This window comes from Centipeda periodontii DSM 2778 (assembly GCF_000213975.1).
Lineage (GTDB): Bacteria > Bacillota > Negativicutes > Selenomonadales > Selenomonadaceae > Centipeda > Centipeda periodontii.
On record NZ_GL892076.1, the window covers coordinates 115,804 to 133,497 of the forward strand.

Annotated in this window: 16 protein-coding genes; 13 read left to right on the forward strand and 3 right to left on the reverse strand. The window is 56.4% G+C overall.

The window, feature by feature from the left end; all coding sequences use genetic code 11:
• The 7 genes from tsaA (at position 1) to HMPREF9081_RS00605 (ending at position 9,753) form a co-directional block, all read left to right on the forward strand.
• The gene (tsaA, locus tag HMPREF9081_RS00575) at positions 1 to 402 is read left to right on the forward strand and encodes a tRNA (N6-threonylcarbamoyladenosine(37)-N6)-methyltransferase TrmO (RefSeq protein WP_006304927.1); all 402 of its coding nucleotides are present in this window, start codon (positions 1 to 3) and stop codon (positions 400 to 402) included.
• A 277-nt stretch (positions 403 to 679) separates the two neighbouring features.
• Positions 680 to 5,623 carry a TonB-dependent receptor plug domain-containing protein gene (locus HMPREF9081_RS00580; RefSeq protein ID WP_006304928.1) on the forward strand — a complete coding sequence of 1,648 codons (4,944 nt, stop codon included), beginning with the start codon at positions 680 to 682 and terminating at the stop codon, positions 5,621 to 5,623.
• A 261-nt stretch (positions 5,624 to 5,884) separates the two neighbouring features.
• Positions 5,885 to 6,817, forward strand: coding sequence for an NAD(P)/FAD-dependent oxidoreductase (locus HMPREF9081_RS00585; protein WP_006304929.1), 933 nt, complete (start codon positions 5,885 to 5,887; stop codon positions 6,815 to 6,817).
• 182 nt (positions 6,818 to 6,999) lie between these two features.
• Positions 7,000 to 7,230 carry a glutaredoxin family protein gene (locus tag HMPREF9081_RS00590; protein ID WP_006304930.1) on the forward strand — a complete coding sequence of 77 codons (231 nt, stop codon included), beginning with the start codon at positions 7,000 to 7,002 and terminating at the stop codon, positions 7,228 to 7,230.
• A 12-nt stretch (positions 7,231 to 7,242) separates the two neighbouring features.
• Positions 7,243 to 7,479: a glutaredoxin family protein gene (locus HMPREF9081_RS00595; RefSeq protein ID WP_006304931.1), complete on the forward strand. Its 237-nt coding sequence runs from the start codon at positions 7,243 to 7,245 to the stop codon at positions 7,477 to 7,479.
• Positions 7,480 to 7,638: 159 nt separating this feature from the next.
• On the forward strand, positions 7,639 to 9,030 hold the full coding sequence (locus HMPREF9081_RS00600) for a GntP family permease (RefSeq protein WP_006304932.1): 1,392 nt from the start codon (positions 7,639 to 7,641) through the stop codon (positions 9,028 to 9,030).
• A gap of 153 nt (positions 9,031 to 9,183) precedes the next feature.
• The gene (locus HMPREF9081_RS00605) at positions 9,184 to 9,753 is read left to right on the forward strand and encodes a lipid-binding SYLF domain-containing protein (RefSeq protein WP_040394152.1); all 570 of its coding nucleotides are present in this window, start codon (positions 9,184 to 9,186) and stop codon (positions 9,751 to 9,753) included.
• Positions 9,754 to 9,810: 57 nt separating this feature from the next.
• Here HMPREF9081_RS00605 and HMPREF9081_RS00610 read toward each other — a convergent pair whose 3' ends face one another.
• Genes HMPREF9081_RS00610 through HMPREF9081_RS00620 form a run of 3 tightly spaced genes read right to left on the reverse strand, consistent with a single transcriptional unit; the run spans position 9,811 to position 11,987 of the window.
• Positions 9,811 to 10,068, reverse strand: coding sequence for a DUF6718 family protein (locus tag HMPREF9081_RS00610; RefSeq protein WP_050794990.1), 258 nt, complete (start codon positions 10,066 to 10,068; stop codon positions 9,811 to 9,813).
• Positions 10,040 to 10,672, reverse strand: a complete 633-nt coding sequence (locus tag HMPREF9081_RS12880; protein ID WP_218916817.1) for a nucleotidyltransferase family protein — start codon at positions 10,670 to 10,672, stop codon at positions 10,040 to 10,042. The genes HMPREF9081_RS00610 and HMPREF9081_RS12880 overlap by 29 nt, the downstream gene beginning before the upstream one ends.
• A gap of 55 nt (positions 10,673 to 10,727) precedes the next feature.
• On the reverse strand, positions 10,728 to 11,987 hold the full coding sequence (locus tag HMPREF9081_RS00620; protein ID WP_040394155.1) for a diaminopimelate decarboxylase family protein: 1,260 nt from the start codon (positions 11,985 to 11,987) through the stop codon (positions 10,728 to 10,730).
• Between the two features lie 356 nt (positions 11,988 to 12,343).
• Here HMPREF9081_RS00620 and HMPREF9081_RS00625 point away from each other — a divergent pair, with 356 nt between their 5' ends.
• The 6 genes from HMPREF9081_RS00625 (at position 12,344) to HMPREF9081_RS00650 (ending at position 17,659) form a co-directional block, all read left to right on the forward strand.
• Entirely contained in the window at positions 12,344 to 13,516 is a 1,173-nt protein-coding gene (locus HMPREF9081_RS00625; RefSeq protein WP_006304937.1) for an ABC transporter substrate-binding protein, read from the forward strand.
• Between the two features lie 67 nt (positions 13,517 to 13,583).
• Entirely contained in the window at positions 13,584 to 14,468 is an 885-nt protein-coding gene (locus HMPREF9081_RS00630) for a branched-chain amino acid ABC transporter permease (RefSeq protein ID WP_006304938.1), read from the forward strand.
• Positions 14,469 to 14,480: 12 nt separating this feature from the next.
• Positions 14,481 to 15,431: a branched-chain amino acid ABC transporter permease gene (locus tag HMPREF9081_RS00635; RefSeq protein ID WP_006304939.1), complete on the forward strand. Its 951-nt coding sequence runs from the start codon at positions 14,481 to 14,483 to the stop codon at positions 15,429 to 15,431.
• Positions 15,431 to 16,201, forward strand: coding sequence for an ABC transporter ATP-binding protein (locus HMPREF9081_RS00640; protein WP_006304940.1), 771 nt, complete (start codon positions 15,431 to 15,433; stop codon positions 16,199 to 16,201). The genes HMPREF9081_RS00635 and HMPREF9081_RS00640 overlap by 1 nt, the downstream gene beginning before the upstream one ends.
• Before the next feature lies 1 nt (position 16,202).
• A complete protein-coding gene (locus HMPREF9081_RS00645) occupies positions 16,203 to 16,937 on the forward strand; it encodes an ABC transporter ATP-binding protein (protein WP_006304941.1) in 735 nt (244 codons plus the stop codon).
• A 77-nt stretch (positions 16,938 to 17,014) separates the two neighbouring features.
• Positions 17,015 to 17,659, forward strand: coding sequence for a CBS domain-containing protein (locus tag HMPREF9081_RS00650; RefSeq protein WP_006304942.1), 645 nt, complete (start codon positions 17,015 to 17,017; stop codon positions 17,657 to 17,659).
• The last annotated feature ends 35 nt before the right edge of the window (positions 17,660 to 17,694 follow it).

Consider the following 17,694-nt stretch of genomic DNA (forward strand, 5'->3'; position numbering starts at 1 on the left):
ATGCAGCTTCAAGAAATCGGCGTTGTGCATAACGACTACAAAAACCTTACAGACATCCCACGACAGGGACACATGAGTGAGGAGATCTCGGAGATCGAGATTCACCCTGCCTTTACGGACGGACTCCTAAAAATCGAGCAGAACAAATACCTCATCGTCCTCTACTGGGCGCATCTGGCGAAACGCGACATACTGAAGACACTGCCGCCCATGTCAAAAGAAATTCACGGCGTATTCGCCAGCCGCTCCCCCGGTCGCCCGAATCCTCTCTCCCTCTGCATCGCCGAACTCATCGCACGCGAGGGAACCATCCTCCGCGTGAAGGGACTCGATGCCCTCGACGGCAGCAGCATCATCGACATCAAGCCCTATACACGGATGGATGTCATTCAACTCCCATAAATTCTCTCATCCCGTTCATGTTGAACGGGATTATTTTTATGAACTGGATTCAGAAACTTTGTATTGAAAAATTAGATTTCGACCATGCGTGAAAAACACTTGTAATGAATCCCATTCGCCTTTATAATACTCATGCGCTATTTTAACGCAATTATCTTTTTCATTTAGCTTGTCTCACAGATGTACGTATTGGATTCTATTTCCGTGTGTCCTGTGAGCAAGTATGCGCGTTTCCATGGATTGAAACGCATTCACGCATTGTATTAAGGAGGATCTCATGACGAGGAAACAGAGTAAGCGCTCGCTGCATCTGCTCACCTACGCGATTTTGGCAGGACTCACCCTGCCCGCCTATACGGCATGGGCGGATGACGGGACACAGGGAGGAGGCAAAGTTTCTACTGCGGATATTCATGTGGAGGTGGATGCCGCGCAGGAAGAGGCAAAGATGGAGTCCCAACAGAAGACCATCATCACGAAAGAGGACATCGAGAAGAAGCAGGCGAAATCCGTCGAGGACATCATCTTCAGCGAGACGGGCGTCTCGCGCACGGTGGATGCGATGGGGCGCGTTGGTGTCTCGATCCGCGGCGCAGAGCCGCGCCATACACTGATTCTCGTGGACGGTCAGCCTGTTCTCGGGGACCTCGCAAAATACTCGGGCGCAGCGGACGAGGTCATGCGCCTCGGCACGGAGAACGTCGAGCGCATCGAGATCATCCAAGGCGCGGCAAGCTCGAAGTACGGCTCGGACGCGATCGGCGGTGTCGTGAACATCATCACACGCAAGGCGACAAAGGAGCCGGGATTCCAGTTCAACTGGGAGGGGCTAAAGACCAAAAACGACGACGGTCTTCCGTTCTCGAACTTCTTCCTGCGTGCAGACTCGGGGCAGATGGGCAAGTTCCGCGTCGGTCTCTCGGGTAGCAAACGCGAGATCATGCCCGTATACGCAAGTGTTGCACGACGGAAAACCGATATGGGGTTTGACTATGGTAAGCGCGACTTCAAACCAAACGTTCTGCGCGCCTATGGCGACACGGCAACGGTCGGTCTGGTCGGAACATACGAGCCGGACAATCGTAATACATTTGAGGTTCGCATGGATCATTATACGGAGGATCTCGTCCGCGATGTCAAGCACTCCGACTCTGACCTCGAACCACAGCAGCATTTCAAACGGCAGGCAGACCGCAACTCCTATAACATCGGTTGGACCGGATACAATAATGTGAGCGACTGGAAGGTCGAACTGAACTCCACCAACATCAAAGAAAACGATGTCTCCCTCATCAACTATGACGGAAAAAGTGTCTACGAAGGAAAGAATGAACTGCGCTATGTGGACGATGTCGACCATCGACAGATCGACTTCAAGGCGTCGATGAATACACAGCTGAGCGACAAACACCTGCTCAGCTTTGGTTTCGGAATCACAAACGAATCCGGAGAGGGCAGTCGTCTCAAGAGTTCGCCGAACACCTCGACGCGCCGCATCGACCCGTGGGATTACGACAAGGGGCTGCGCGTGGATAAACGGGATTGGCTGACACGCGACGGCGACGAGAAGAAATATGTATGGTCGCATATCCATGACTATAAATTTTCGGGCGAGCGGAATGGCGTGCCGCAGTGGGATGGCGATTACGAATACTATTACTATGATAAATTTCACACAGACAGCCACGGCAACGTGCTTCCCACCAAGACGGACGGCACACCCAACCTCGCCCCCAAAGTCACCTATGAGCAATACAAAGAGTACCGTCTGGACAAAGGAGAGCTCACGAAAAACTGGATGGGGAAGCTGCAGGTTGCGGGCAGCGACATTGACGCTCCGGCATCCTTCTGGGACGATTACAACGACTTCAAGGCACAACTGGAGGCGCAGAACCCCTCCTTTTACGGTTCCAACATCGTCGATAAATACTACGGCTGGGGGGAACAGCGAAACCCCAACGCCGTGACATTCAACGGAAAAAAATTCCTTGAGGAGTATTGGAATCGCGACCAGCGCATTACCACAGGCAAGGGCACGATCAACAAACAGCATTTCTTTGTCGGTGACACATGGCAGCTCTCGAAGGACACAATTCTCTTCCCCATCCTGCGGCTCGATCACAGCAATCTCTTTGGCACGAACATCTCCGGCAGTGTCGGTGTGACGCATAACGTCGGCGGCAATGCACACCGTCGCTTCAAGGCGAACATCGGTACGAGTTATGCCGAACCGGGCATGGGCGAACTCTGGTACAACTGGGAGATGTACGGCAGCAATCCCGTCGGGATCGGAGTTGCACGCATGGGCTGGTGGTGGGCAGGGAATCCGAACCTGAGGCCCGAAAAGTCCGTCAACATCGACATGAGCATCGAGGGTGAGACGAAGAACACCTATGCGCGTGTCGGTGTCTTCCACAACCGCATCCGCGACTACATGAGTGTCTACTTCACAGGCAAATATATGGACTTTGCCCCGCAGCTTGGCGACTACGCAAAATGGATGCGGGCGCCGGATATGATCTACAGCTTCAAGAACATCGGACGCGCGGAGATCACCGGACTCGAAGCAGAGGTGCGTCAGAAGATCGGTCCGCATTGGGATGCACGCCTCGGCTATACCTACCTCCACGCCATCAACAAGAGCGATCCGCTCATGCCGAAGCGTCTGCTCGACCGCCCGACGCACAAGATCGACATCGGCATCTCCTACGAGGACAAGAAGACGGGCTGGTTCGCACAGCTCTGGGGCGACTACTATATCCGTATGCTGGACAGCAATACGCTTGCGAACAGGGCAAACTACTGGCCGGATATTCTGTCCGGTAGCAGTGCCGTGTATGGCAGGCAAGAGTATCAGGAAAAAACGTTCGGCATCTGGAATTTCATGGTGCAGAAGAAGCTCAGTGAAGATGCCATGGTCTACGTCGGCGTGAACAACATCTTCAACCATCGTGACGACGACCGCGCGACACAGGAGCGCGTCTACCGCATTGGCGCGAACTTCAAGTTCGACACGGCGGGTCCGAAGAAGAGCCTCCTCACAAACGGTACGACCGAGATGGGGGCACAGGAAGAGGCACTGCTGAACAAGTTCCTTGCCCGCCCGTTCGACGAGAGCAAGGCGATGGGCGTCAACCTCATTGGCGACTATCAGCTGCGCTGGACGGCGCACAACGGAACGAACCGCCCGCAGTCGACCTATACGGAGGACTCCTCCGTCAGTGAGGGCGCCGTCCGCAACATGCGCGATGCGAACGAGCACGGCTTCGAGCAGCGCATCCGCGTCGGTGCCGATGCACGCGTCGCCGAGAACACGAATATCCGCATCCTCGGCAGCCTCTCCGGCACACAGGGCGTCGATCCCGCACACAGCCAACCGGACAGCAAGGGGCTCGGCAAGGCACGCCTTGAACAGGCGGACGTGACGCAGCGTATGAAGAAATGGGATCTCTCCCTCGGTCGTCTCACCGAGCCGATGGGTGTCACAGGCTACTGGTTCGGGCGTGAGTACGACGGCATCCGCGGTGTCTATACGGGCAAGACCTCTCAGCTGCGTGTCGGCTTCGGCACGTTCAAGCAGTCGACCGGTGTCTCGGATACGGCGTATACCCATGTGACCTATACGGACTTCTATCGCCCACCGACAGCCGCCGAGCTGATGGGTATTCTGCGCGAAAGTCTGATGTATGGTATTCAGGATGAAGATGTCGCAGCCCTGACGAAGGAATACGAAGAAAATTACAAGGGCAAGACCAACAATGCCTTCTTCTATCAGCAGATCAAAGAGGCATACGACAACAGTGCCAGCATTGAAGAAAAGACCGCGATCATCAAGCGCCTGCACGGCATCGTCAAAGCGGCCTATGGCAGTGAACTGGCGAACAAGGTCATTGCATTTGACGCGCCCTCGGGCACGCAGGTTCTCTACGAGGTGGAGGATGCGCACGGCAATGTCAAGGTCAAAAAGACAAGCGTATCCTACTCCAGCTACATATCTGAGTATGATTCCGATGAGGAAAAAGAATTCAAGAAGCGGATGAATCAGAAATTCGGCTTCAACGCCGCAAGCGATGAAGCCCTGCGTGCGGACAATTCCTATCTCCAGAACCATAAAAATGATCTCATGTCCGCATTCAATGAGATTGCGGAGTATAATGCCAAACAAGCATGGGGCTACTACGGAGCCACCGATCCACTCGATGATGTTTGGACCTTGAGTGGCTCGGGTGATACGATGACAGGAACTTCCACATATGACAGCAGTTCTGCCGGGGACTACCGGTTCAAGCGTGTACGCGCTGTCGTTACAGAGGATTCCTCCGGATGGCCCAACTATACATTCACGACGCCGGATACCATGGGGTCTCTCTACCAAGACCAATATGAAAACGAAAGCTCGCGTTCCCGCTACGATTTGAACATGAGCAACATCCTATTCAACTATTTGGAAGCACTCGAAGACGTTTTGCGAAAATCCGAATCCGAGAACAAGCTGCCACGTGCCGCACTCGGCAATGTTGTCGGCAACCTTATCAAGTCGCGCGGAACCGTTCTTGAGAGGGACTATATTCCGCCCATCGACAAGGCGGCATTCATCCAGTACCGCAAGCAGCTGCGCCCCGATCTCGGCGTGACGGCGTGGTATCTGCGCTCCATCGGCGGCAGGAACTACACGATGCAGGTCGCGAACGGCACGGACAATGACAGCCACAGTTTCAGCAATCTCGCGAATGTCCTCGGTCTTGGCGCACAGTGGCAGGTGGGACGGAAAACGACCGTTTCATTCGACTACGGCTACAACTTCACACGCTTCGGCAAGTACATGAACGGTGAGACAATGTTCGAGCATCCTGTGCGTACCGACATCTTCACCCCGAAGGGACGCAGTATGGGGAGCGCGCCAAAGTTCTGGGCACTACGCCTCGACATCGGACGCGCGGACACGGATCGCGCCGGAACGTGGAACGCATTCGTCGACTACAAGCACTTCGAGCACGGCTCGTTCTTCGGCGGCAACGGCACTGGCTTCCTGCCCGACCGCTACCTCGACGGTATCCAGAGCTTTACGATCGGCGGCGGCTACGTCCCCGCGCAGAACTGGCTCGTCGAGCTGTTCTACACCTTCGATGCAAAGGGCACAGGACGCCGCGATACCATCCACGGCTCGGAGAACTTCAAGCTCGGGAACTATACGCGCTTCCAAGTGACGTACAAATTCTAAAGAAAATTTTCCACACTCCACATTTCGCTGAAAATTTTTCTCAAAAATCTATTGATTTTCGTTCTCAGATGTGCTATACTTTATTCAGGCTTTCGTTAGGGAATGTCTTCGGACGTTTCCAAAGCTCTCCTAAAATATAATACACAGCAAAGATAGTCCACAGTGGAGTGTGGGCTATTTTTGTGTTTTTTATCACAGTTATATCTTGACAGACATGCTATAATAATCAAAAGGTCAAAATTTATTAAAGGAGATGAATTCATGGCAAAGAAGCATATTCAAAAGGATGTCGTCATCATCGGTGCGGGCATGGCGGGGCTGACCGCCGCCCTCTACTGCGGGCGCATGAACCTCAGGACGCTCGTGCTTGAGAACTCGCTCGTCGGCGGACAGATCGCGACGGCAGCGGACATCGAGAACTATCCGGGCTTCGAACGCGTGAGCGGGATGGAGCTGATCGGGACGCTCGAAAAGCAGGCGACGAATTTCGGTGCGGAGATTGACGAGTTCGACCGCATTGAACGCGTCGACCTCAAATCCACGCCGAAGATCGTGGAGACGGAGACGTACATCTACGAGACGCCCGTCATCATCATCGCCTCGGGCATGAACCGCCGCAAGCTGCCGCTGCCGCAGGAGCCTCACTACTTCAATCGCGGTGTGCACTACTGCCACATGTGCGATGGGCACACGTATCAGGGCAAGGTGATCTCCGTCATGGGCGGCGGCAACGCGGCAGTCGATGCGGCGAACTTCCTCACGAAGTACGCCTCGCATCTCTACCTTATCCACCGCTCTCAGCTGCGCGCGGATAAGACCTCACAGGATGCGCTCTACGCCAATCCAAAGGTGACGGTGATGCTCGAGACGGAGATCGAGCATCTGAACGGTGAGGATCGGCTCACGTCCGTCGATCTCCTGCACAAGGACACGGGCAAAAAGGAGACGCTGCCCGTGGACAGCATCTTCGTCAACATCGGTGTGTTGCCGAATACCGATTTGTTTGTGGGGCAGCTGAAGCTCACGGAGACGGGCTACATCGCGGCGGATGAGAACTGCCGCACGGAGATCCCGGGCGTCTTTGTCGCGGGCGACATCCGCGTGAAGGAGATCCATCAGCTCACAACCGCCGCCGCCGACGGCACGACCGCCGCGCTCCATGCGGAGAAGTATCTGGCAGGATTGAAGAAGTAATGAGGGGCGCCCCTTCCACCATGCTGCGCATGGTCCCCCTCCCCCGCTGTGGCAGGGGAGGCTTTTGAAAACGGCATATTAGCTTCCCCCGTCGCTACGGGGGAAGTGGCGAACGCAGTGAGCCGATAGGGGCATTCAGAAGTAACGAACTATTCGATACAAACGATAAGGAGGACATTCCCATGATTCAGGTTTTTTCATTCGACGCGTGCCCGTGGTGCACGAAGGCAAAGAAGTATCTCGACAAGAAGGGCGTCGCGTACACGGTGCGCGACATTGAAAAGGAGCCTGCCGCCTACGATGATCTCATCAAGCTCACGGGCGAGGGCGCGTGCCCTGTCATTCTTTTCGAGAACGGCGAATATGTGCGCGGCTTCGATCAGCCCGCCATCGACCGCCATCTCGGTGTGTAAGGGGAGACCGCTATGGTAAAGGTCTACTCCATCACGGTCTGCCCGTGGTGTGTCAAGGTGAAGAAGTACCTCAAGTATCGCGGCATTCCCTATGAGGAACACAACATCGAAGTCGATGAAGCTGCGCGCGAGGAGTGCCGCAGCCTTTCGGGCGATACGATCGTCCCCGTCACGACGGCGGACGGCAAGGAGTTCGCCGTCAGCTATGATCGTGAGAAACTGGATAAAATTCTCGGGATTACAGCATAAAAGAAGACATATCGAAACGGACGCAAAAATCTGTGTCCGTTTTTTTCGCGTTTCTGCTTGCCAAAATTTTTGAATCGGATTAAAATAGAGAGGCAGGGACGTTTCGTTTGTGTGGGCACAGCAAGAGATCATTGTGCCCTGACGCAAGGAGGTTTTGATATGACAGGATTACCCCTTATCCTCGCCTTTTGGGTGGCGATCGTCATCATGATCGTCATGATCTCAAAGCTGCGCATTCATCCGTTCATCTCGATCATGCTGGTCGCGCTCGCGCTTGGGCTTGCCGCCGGCATTCCGCTCATCGACCACAAGCTCGCAGACGGTACGGTACAGTATGGTCTGGCGACGGTCATCGGACAGGGATTCTCGGGAACATTCACGAGCATCGGCATCGTCATCATCCTCGGTGCGATGATCGGCACGATCCTCGAAAAGACAGGCGGTGCCCTGAAGCTCGCGGATATGATGATCCAGCTCGTGGGCAAGGACAACCCCGTCATCGCCGTACAGCTCATGGGCTGGGTGGTCTCGATCCCCGTCTTCTGCGACTCGGGCTTCGTCATCCTCGACCCGATCCGCAAGGCGCTCGTGCGCCGCACGGCAGTCTCTGCCGTCTCCATGACCTTTGCCCTGAGTTCCGGTCTCTTTATTTCACACGTCTTTATCCCGCCGACACCGGGACCGATCGCAGCGGCAAGCACGCTCGGCATCGGCGACTATCTGCTACAGGTCATTGGTCTTGGACTGCTCTGCTCCATCTTCCCGCTGATCGCCGGCTACTTCTTCGCGCGCTGGATCGGTACGAAGGTGAAGTCAAAGGATGAGGTCAATTCCGAGGAGGTCGCAAAGATCTACAAGGATCTCATCGCCTCCTATGGCAAACTCCCCTCGGCGTTCAGTACGCTCGCCCCGATCATGATCCCGATCTCGCTGATGGCGCTGTCCTCCGTGATTGTAATGTTGGGATTGACGGGGTTCGTTCCCGAGCTCCTGCGCTTTTTGGGCACGCCGATCATCGCACTTGCGATCGGCATGGCGCTTGCCACCCTCCAGCTCTTCTCCGTGGATCGCTCGGAGGAGTTCTACGCCGTCTGCAACAGCAGTCTGACGGCGGTTGGTCCCATCCTCTTCATCACGGCGGCGGGCGGCGTGCTCGGCAAGGTGATTGCGGTCTCGGATATGGTTCGGTATATCACGGCGAACGCCGATGTGTTTGGCAGCATGGGTATCTTCTTCCCGTTCCTGCTCGCCGCTGTGCTGAAAACGGCACAGGGCTCCTCGACCGTCGCGATGATTACGACGGCGGGCATTATTGCGCCGCTGCTCACGGTGCTCGGCTTTGATACGCCGATCCGTGCGACGCTCGCCTGCATGGCAATCGGCGCGGGCGCGATGACGGTTTCGCACGCGAATGACTCGTACTTCTGGGTCGTCTCGGAGTTCAGTGGTCTGACACCCGATCAGGGCTACCGCGTGCAGACGATGGGCACCCTCGTTCTCGGCATCGCTGCGATCATCGAGATCGGCCTCCTGAGTCTGGTGCTGAGCTGATATTTCGCAGAACACACAAAAGAGCACTGCGCCATGCAATGCTCTTTTTCTGATGCAGGTGTTCCCATATTCCAATCTATCTTTTTCTTGCCTCATCTTCCAAAACACCGTAAAATAGAAGAAACGTCATATGGATTGGATAAGGAGGTCACAATGAAATTCCCAACACGACTGATTATTCTCACACTCACCCTGCTGCTCGCATTCTCTGCCACGACACTGGCAAAGAGTGCCGGTCAGCAGCGCGCCGAAATCCAAAAGCTCCGCGTACAAGCACTCGATCATCTCTATGATCTCACGCCGGATGCGCACGATGTGATCGGTGGCGCCTATGGCTACGCGACGATCAGCGCCACCGGATCGCAGATCGGTCTGCTCGGCGGCGCGCACGGACGCGGCGTTGCCGTGAACAACCGTACGGGCGAACAGATCTATATGAAGATGGAGTCGTACCAGCTCGGCATCGGACTCGGCGTGAAGGAATACGATCTCATTTTCATCTTTGGCACAAAGCGCGCTTGGGAGTCCTTCATCTCCGGCAAGTTCAAGATCGGCGGTGAGGCGGAGGCCTCTGCAACCGACGGCTATTCGGGCGGCTCGATCGAGGGCGCGGATATCGTCGGCAAGGACATCTGGGTCTATCAGGTCACGACGAAGGGACTTGCGGTCGGTGCGGCGATCAAGGGACTCAGCATCTATCCGAATCGAAAGCTCAATTCGTAAAAGTTGATATACAATCTGCATAAAGAAAGCTCCGCCGATGTGTAGGCGGAGCTTTCTTTATGCAGATTTGCGGTTCGTACGATCAGGCATGTCCATATGCAGCGCCCGTCGAATAAATTCCTCCTCCGAGGTCAGAATCTCATAGGGTGCGTACTCATGATAGGCATCGGGGTGACTGATCAGAACGATCTGGGTACCTGTGCCAAGCACCGTCTCCGAAAGATATTCATCGAGCCCATTCAGGCGATTGCCCGGCTCCATCTCAACTGCAATGCAGCCGCGTATATCACGATTTTTCGCCACAATATAAGCCATACAGATCCCTCCTAAAGTCATCCTCACTCCTGATTTTTCCCTGCTCATACAATGTTCGCAGGAATGCGCCGATTTCTGCTGCCTTTTCACTGCGTTTGTATAGGTAACAATGCAGCCAATCATTCAATCGACGATCAAATACGGTGTTATATTGAAACTCGATTGGATAGTGAAAATGGTCAACTTGAAAATACAGATGAACGCCGCGATAACCGTCATCACATTTCTTCCCAACACGCATATCGGAGCAGTGTCTGAACTCCTGTGGATATGCACCGCGCAGTTCATCTACCTGCGCGTAGTCAGAACATATGAGCCGAAAGCCAAGAATGTCATTATAGGTGCGCTCAACTGTAAAATTCGGATAGTAACGATCATACTTGAGCAGTATGGATTCCAGTGACTTAATGCGATAGTCCAGTCCCGATGTTTCCAAGAGAGGAATTCGCTCACGGTAGAAGCGGCGCACGTGCCTGACATCCGACATTAGTTTTTCTTTATCAATATGTGCCAACACATTCCTCAGACTGCATCCCAGTTCAGAGGTACATGACAAATTGATAAGCAATGCATGGGATATGAAGCAACCGTTATTCTCTGCCACCAATATCCCTCCTGCTCTTCTATTACTATATCATAAAACACAGAAAGGTGCTTTTTCATTTCATCAGCGAGCCGTCGTATTTCAATGTTGCGAAGTAGTCGTCAAGCGTCTGGGCACGGCGGATGAGTTCGACGCTGCCGTCCGTGCGCAGGAGAAGCTCGGCGCACCAGAGTTTGCCGTTGTAGTTGAATCCCATCGCGCTGCCGTGCGCACCCGTATCATGAATGATGACGATGTCGCCGATGTCGATCTTCGGGAGGGCACGGTCGATGGCGAACTTGTCGTTGTTCTCACACAGCGAGCCGGTGATGTCGTAAATGTGGTCAGCGGGCGCATGCTCCTTGCCGAGCACGGTAATGTGATGATATGCGCCGTAGAGTGCGGGGCGCATCAAATTCGCCATGCAGGAGTCGAGTCCGATGTAGTGCTTGTACGTGTCCTTCTCGTGAAGGACGGTGGAGACGAGCCACCCCGCATCGCCCGTCATGGCGCGTCCGCTCTCGGTACGGACAGCGACATCGCCGAGTCCTGCGGGGCGCATGATCTCATTGTAGATCTGCTCGATGCCCGCGCCGACGGCTGCGTAGTCCACAGGGCTTTCCTCGGGACGGTACGGGATGCCAAAGCCGCCGCCGAGGTTGACGAACTCGATGTGGATGCCGAGGCGTGCCTTGAGCTCCGCCGCAAGCTCGAACATGATGCGCGCGGTGAGAAGGAACGCCTCTGTACGCAGTTCGGCAGAAATGACCATCGTATGCAGACCGAATCGCTTCACGCCCATCTCTCGGGCGCGCCGATAGCCCTCAAAGATCTGCTCGCGCGTAAGACCGTATTTCGCCTCCAGGGGCTTACCGATGATATCGTTGCCCTCGATGAGGTCGCCGGGGTTGTAGCGAAAGCTCAGCACCTCGGGCAGCCCCGCGTGCTTTGCCATGTAGTCCAGATGCGTGATGTCGTCGAGGTTGATGACCGCGCCTAGGGCGATTGCCTTTTGGAACTCGTCATACGGGGTATCGTTCGAGGAAAGTATGATCTCCTCGCCCATAACGCCCGCTGCCTCGGAGATGATAAGCTCCGCGATGCTGCTGCAGTCCGTGCCCGCGCCCTCTTCGTGGAGGATCTGAACGATGCGCGGATTCGGGAGTGCCTTGACGGCAAAGTGCTCGCGGAAACTCGGTGCCCATGTAAATGCATCGCACAGGCGGTGGAAGTTCGCGCGGATCTTCGCCTCATCATAGATATGGAACGGGGTCGGGTATCGCTCGATCAGGCGCAGCGTCTCTTCCTGCGTAAGCGGAAAGTTCTTTTCGTTCATGGTATCCTCCTCTATATGAGCTTCCCCCGCCGATGCGGGGGAAGTGGCGAGCATAGCGAGCCGATGGGGGCGCCAGTGTCTGATGAGACTTGCTTACGATAGCAATACCTGCCTTGCTCAAAGCGCCCCCACCACCGCTTCGCGGTCCCCCTCCCCCGTTTCGACGGGGGAGGCTTGCAAAACATGAGATTCCGTTATTATAGCAACGGCAAAACAACTCTGTCAATCTGCACGAGACCGCACGGAAGAAATCAAATTGTATACCTTGACGAAAATCCTTCTCTCCCCTATAATGAGGGCTATCTTTTTTTATTTTCATTGATTCATACATTGGGAACTAATAAGGGGGTATCTTCATGATATTTGGAGGAAAGGCGCTGCGCCTTGCTGCCGCTCTGGTCGGCACGGCGCTTCTCGGCTCGGTGCTCGCAGGCTGCGGCGGCGACGCGGCAAAGTCGGATGAGATCCGCATCGGTGCAAACTTCGAGATGACGGGCAATACGGCGAACTACGGCAGTTCGACGCTCGAGGGTCTGAAGCTCGCGATCAAGGAGGCAAATGATGCCGGCGGCATCAATGGCAAAAAGATCGTCCTCGTCGAGGCGGACAACAAGTCCGAGGCGGCAGAGTCGATCAATGCGGCGACGAAGCTGATCTCCGACGATCATGTTCGCGCGATCGTGGGTCCCGCAACGACGGGCAACGTCATCGCGGAGTCGCAGGTTGCGACGGACAACAAGGTCCCCGTCATCGCACCGGACGCAACGGCGGTCGATGTCACGGTCGAGAACGGCGTTGTGAAGCCGTGGATCTTCCGCAGCTGCTTCATCGATCCGCAGCAGGGCGATGTCATGGCGAAGTTTGCACTGGATACGCTCAAGGCAAAGACGGCGGTCATCTACATCGACAACTCGACGGACTACTCCAAGAGCCTCGCCGCAGTCTTTGAGAAGGTCTTTACGGCAGGGGGCGGTCAGGTGCTTATGACCGAAGGATTCCTTGCAAAGGATCAGGACTTCAAGGCAACGCTCACGCGTCTGCGCGCGGCGAATGCGGATGTCATCTTCGTCCCCGCCTACTATGAGGAGGTCGGCAAGATCGTCAAGCAGGCGCGCGAGATCGGCATCACGGCGCCCATTATCGGCACGGACGGCTGGGACGATCCGAAGGTCGCGGAGCTCGCGGGCACAGCTGCATTGAACAACACGTACTTCAGCACGCACTACTCCGACAAGGATGAGTCCGTGCGCCCCTTCATCGACGCGTTCCAGAAGGAATACAACCATGCTCCGAACGTGTTCGCCGCACTCGGCTATGACGCGGGCAAGCTGCTCGTGGATGCGCTGAAGCGCGCGGGCTCGGATGATCCCGAGGCGCTGCGCAAGGCGATTGAGGAGACAAAGGATCTCGTCGTCGGCACGGGCACGATTACGATGGACGCGCAGCACAACCCAATCAAGCAGGCGGTCATTCTCGAGAACAAGGACGGCGACCGCGTTGTCGTCGCAAAGATTATGCCGAGCATGTAATAGATTCGGCTGACGCTTTCAAAAAGAGCCGCACAACTGCGGCTCTTTTTTATCAGGAGGTCATTCTATGGAGTTTATGCACCAGATTCTGCAGCAGCTGATCAACGGGATCTCGCTCGGCAGTATCTACGCGCTGATCGCTCTTGGCTATACGATGATCTACGGCATCATCAAGCTCATCAACTTTGCGCACGGCGATATCTACATGGTCGGCGCCTATCTCGGCTTCTACGCCATTACGCTCGGCATTCCTGCCCTTCCGGCGATTCTCATATCGATGGCAGTCACCGCACTGCTCGGCGTCATTGTCGAACGCTTCGCCTATCGTCCCCTGCGCCATGCACCGCGCATCTCCGTACTCATCACGGCGATCGGCGTGTCATTTCTCCTCGAGTACGTCATGATGGCGATCGTATCCCCCACGCCGCGCACCTTCCCCGCAACGATCAGTGACATTTCATTCGATCTGGCGGGGCTCATCATCAGCGGGCAGCAGCTGCTCATCATGGGCGTGACCTTCGTGCTGATGCTCATCCTCACCTACATCGTACGCTCGACGAAAATCGGCAAAGCGATGCGCGCCGCATCGTATGATACGGAGGCGGCGCAGCTCATGGGCATCAACGCAAACCGCATCATCTCGATCACGTTCGCCATCGGCTCGGCACTCGCGGCGGTCGCAGGCGTACTCATCGGCATCTACTACAACTCGATCGACCCGCTGATGGGGCTGATGCCCGGCATCAAAGCGTTCGTTGCGGCGGTATTTGGCGGCATCGGCATCCTGCCGGGCGCGGTCGTCGGCGGGCTCGTCCTCGGCATCGTCGAAGCGTTTATCTCGGGATTCGGCTTCTCGATGTTCCGCGATGCGGCGGCATTCGCCATCCTGATTCTCGTCCTGCTCTTCAAACCCGCAGGAATCTTCGGAAAAAATGTCAAGGAAAAGGTCTAAGGAGGGTTGCAGATGAATCTTTTGCAGAAAAATGATCTCAAGATGCTCGTCTTCGCCCTCGTGATCTATGGTGTTATCATGGGGCTGACAAGCGCCGGCATGCTGAGTGCGTTCTGGCAGCTGAACCTCATCTTCGCAGGGATCAACATCATCCTCGCGGCGAGCCTCAACCTGATCAACGGCTACACGGGACAGTTTTCACTCGGGCACGCGGGATTTATGGCGGTCGGCGCCTACGTCGGCGTCGTCCTCACGACGAATTTTGGAGTCCCGTTTCCGCTCGCCATCCTCGTAGGCGGTGTTGCGGCAGGACTCCTCGGCGCACTCATCGGTCTGCCGACACTGCGTCTGCGCGGCGACTACCTCGCCATCGCAACGCTCGGCCTCGGCGAGATCGTCCGCATCGTGATCATCAACGTCCCCTACGTCGGCGGCGCGGCGGGCTTCAAGGGCATCGCCCACCACACGAACTTTACATGGGTGTTCTTCCTGATGCTCGTTACGCTTTTCATCATCAAGAATTTCGTCAACTCGCGCCACGGCCGCGCGTGCCTCGCGATCCGCGAGAACGAGATCGCGGCGGAGTCAATGGGCGTCAATACGACGAAGTACAAGGTGCTCGCGTTCACGATCGGCGCATTCTTCGCGGGTGTTGCGGGTGTGCTCTTCGGACACAATATGTATATCCTCAGCCCCGCCTCGTTCACCTTCATGCAGTCGTTCAACATCCTCATCATGGTCGTCATGGGCGGACTCGGCTCGATGACGGGCTCAATCGCGGGTGCGCTCGTCGTGACCTTCCTCTCGGCGGCGCTCGCGAGCTTCCCGAATGCGCGCATGATCATCTACGCGCTCGCACTCATCCTGCTCATGTTCTACCGTCCGCAGGGGCTCTTCGGCTACGTCGAGGTCACGGCGATGCAGCCGCTGCGCCGCTTCTTCAAGAAGGGGGGTGAGGCGTAATGGCAAAGGATTTACTCACGGCAAACGATGTCTCGATGGTCTTTGGCGGCCTCAAGGCGATCGTCGACTTCAATGTGCACATCAAGAATGGAGAATTACTTGGGCTGATCGGGCCGAACGGCGCGGGCAAGACGACCGCGTTCAACCTCTTTACGGGCGTCTACCAGCCGACGACGGGCGAGATTACGTTCAAGGGCAAGAGCATTGTCGGGCTGAAGCCCTACCAGATCACAGAGCGCGGCATTGCACGCACGTTCCAGAACATTCGTCTCTTCGGTGAGCTCTCCGTGCTCGACAACGTAAAGATCGCCTACCACTGCCACATGAACTACGGGCTGATAGAGTCCGTGCTGCGCCTCGGGCGCTACTGGGGCGAGGAGAATCGTCTCACCGAGGAGGCGTACCGCCTGCTCGAGATCTTCCACCTCGCGGACGCGGCAGAGGAGAAGGCAAAGAACCTGCCCTACGGTGCGCAACGGCGGCTCGAGATCGCGCGCGCCCTCGCGGCGCAGCCGAGCCTCCTGCTCCTCGACGAGCCGGCGGCGGGCATGAACCCGCAGGAGACACTCGAACTCATGGAGATGATCCGCTGGGTCAAGAAGGATTTCGGCATCACGATCCTCCTCATCGAGCATGACATGGCGCTCGTCATGGGCATCTGCGAGCGCATCTACGTGCTCGAATACGGCGCGATCATCGCGAACGGCACACCGGAGGAGATTCGCTCGAATCCCGAGGTCATCCGTGCATATCTGGGGGCGGAGGAATAACATGGCAAAGGAAACAGCAGCAAAAGCTCCCATGCTCCGTGTGACGGATCTGGAGGTTTACTACGGCGCGATTCACGCGCTCAAGGGGCTCTCGCTCGAAGTGAATGAAGGTGAGATCGTCACCCTCATCGGCGCGAACGGCGCGGGCAAGTCCACGACACTGCGCACGATCTCGGGGCTGATCGCGCCGAAGAGCGGCACGATCGAATTCGAGGGCAGGAGCATCGCGGGTACGGGCGCACATGAGATCGTGCGTGCCGGCATCTCGCAGGTGCCCGAGGGACGACGCATCTTCGCCGAGATGAGTGTGCTTGAGAACCTTGAGCTCGGCGCGTTCACGCGCAGTGACAAGGACGGCATTGCCGCCGACATGGAGATGGTCTTTACGCGCTTCCCGCGCCTCAAGGAGCGCATCGCGCAGCAGGCGGGCACTCTCTCGGGCGGCGAGCAGCAAATGCTCGCGATGGGACGCGCCCTCATGAGCCGCCCGCGCCTCCTGCTCCTCGACGAGCCGTCGATGGGGCTCGCTCCGCTCCTCATCAAGGAGATTTTCTCGATCATCGTGGACATCAACAAGACGGGCACGACCGTCCTGCTCGTCGAGCAGAACGCAAACATGGCGCTCTCCATTGCCAGCCGCGCCTACGTCCTCGAAACGGGACGCATCACGCTGTCCGGCGATGCGAGGGAACTGGCGGCAAGTGAGGATGTGCGGAAGGCGTATTTAGGGGGATAAAAGAAGGAAAACGCGACGCAAAGCGCGAATTATTAGAGAAAATATCTCGTGTTACCATTGGCAAGGAGGAAGCATTTATGTTTGTTGCCAACTGTATGACCAAGAATCCCGTCACGATCGGCCCCGACGCAGGCATGGACGATGCGGCAAAACTCATGGACAAGGGGCATTTCCGCCGCCTCCCGGTCGTGGAGCACGGAAAGCTCGTCGGCTTTTTCACGAATCGTGATCTCCTGCGCGCCTCGCCCTCCTCGGCGACCACACTCGACCGCTACGAACTGCGCACCCTGCTCTCGAAGATCAAGGTTGCCGATGTCATGCAGAAGAATGTCATCACCGTGACCGACACGATGACGATCGAGGAAGCCGCGCTCATCATGACGCGCGAGAAGATCGGCGGTATGCCCGTCCTCTCGGAGGTCGGCAAGCTCGTCGGCATCATCTCCTCCACGGACATCTTCAAGGCGTTCATTGCCGTCATGGGACTCGACAGCGGCAAGACGCGTCTCACGATCGACGTTGCCGACCGCACGGGCGTCCTGCGCGACATCGCGACCGTCCTCGCCGATCTCGACATCAGCATCGACAGCATGGTCACACTGCCGCAGCCGAGCGGCACCTATCAGATCATCATTCGCGCCGACATCGACGACGTGGACACGGTCAAGGAGCGCCTCTTGGCAAAGGGCTTCACCGTCAGCCATGTGATTCAGATTGGCTAAATTGAAAAAAACTCTGCCGCACAAAACGGCAGAGT

Coding starts and splice junctions, on each gene's coding strand:
- tsaA (WP_006304927.1), top strand. CDS start 1: ATGCAGCTTCAAGAAATCGGCGTTGTGCATAACGACTACAAAAACCTT.
- HMPREF9081_RS00580 (WP_006304928.1), top strand. CDS start 680: ATGACGAGGAAACAGAGTAAGCGCTCGCTGCATCTGCTCACCTACGCG.
- HMPREF9081_RS00585 (WP_006304929.1), top strand. CDS start 5,885: ATGGCAAAGAAGCATATTCAAAAGGATGTCGTCATCATCGGTGCGGGC.
- HMPREF9081_RS00590 (WP_006304930.1), top strand. CDS start 7,000: ATGATTCAGGTTTTTTCATTCGACGCGTGCCCGTGGTGCACGAAGGCA.
- HMPREF9081_RS00595 (WP_006304931.1), top strand. CDS start 7,243: ATGGTAAAGGTCTACTCCATCACGGTCTGCCCGTGGTGTGTCAAGGTG.
- HMPREF9081_RS00600 (WP_006304932.1), top strand. CDS start 7,639: ATGACAGGATTACCCCTTATCCTCGCCTTTTGGGTGGCGATCGTCATC.
- HMPREF9081_RS00605 (WP_040394152.1), top strand. CDS start 9,184: ATGAAATTCCCAACACGACTGATTATTCTCACACTCACCCTGCTGCTC.
- HMPREF9081_RS00610 (WP_050794990.1), bottom strand. CDS start 10,068: ATGGCTTATATTGTGGCGAAAAATCGTGATATACGCGGCTGCATTGCA.
- HMPREF9081_RS00620 (WP_040394155.1), bottom strand. CDS start 11,987: ATGAACGAAAAGAACTTTCCGCTTACGCAGGAAGAGACGCTGCGCCTG.
- HMPREF9081_RS00625 (WP_006304937.1), top strand. CDS start 12,344: ATGATATTTGGAGGAAAGGCGCTGCGCCTTGCTGCCGCTCTGGTCGGC.
- HMPREF9081_RS00630 (WP_006304938.1), top strand. CDS start 13,584: ATGGAGTTTATGCACCAGATTCTGCAGCAGCTGATCAACGGGATCTCG.
- HMPREF9081_RS00635 (WP_006304939.1), top strand. CDS start 14,481: ATGAATCTTTTGCAGAAAAATGATCTCAAGATGCTCGTCTTCGCCCTC.
- HMPREF9081_RS00640 (WP_006304940.1), top strand. CDS start 15,431: ATGGCAAAGGATTTACTCACGGCAAACGATGTCTCGATGGTCTTTGGC.
- HMPREF9081_RS00645 (WP_006304941.1), top strand. CDS start 16,203: ATGGCAAAGGAAACAGCAGCAAAAGCTCCCATGCTCCGTGTGACGGAT.
- HMPREF9081_RS00650 (WP_006304942.1), top strand. CDS start 17,015: ATGTTTGTTGCCAACTGTATGACCAAGAATCCCGTCACGATCGGCCCC.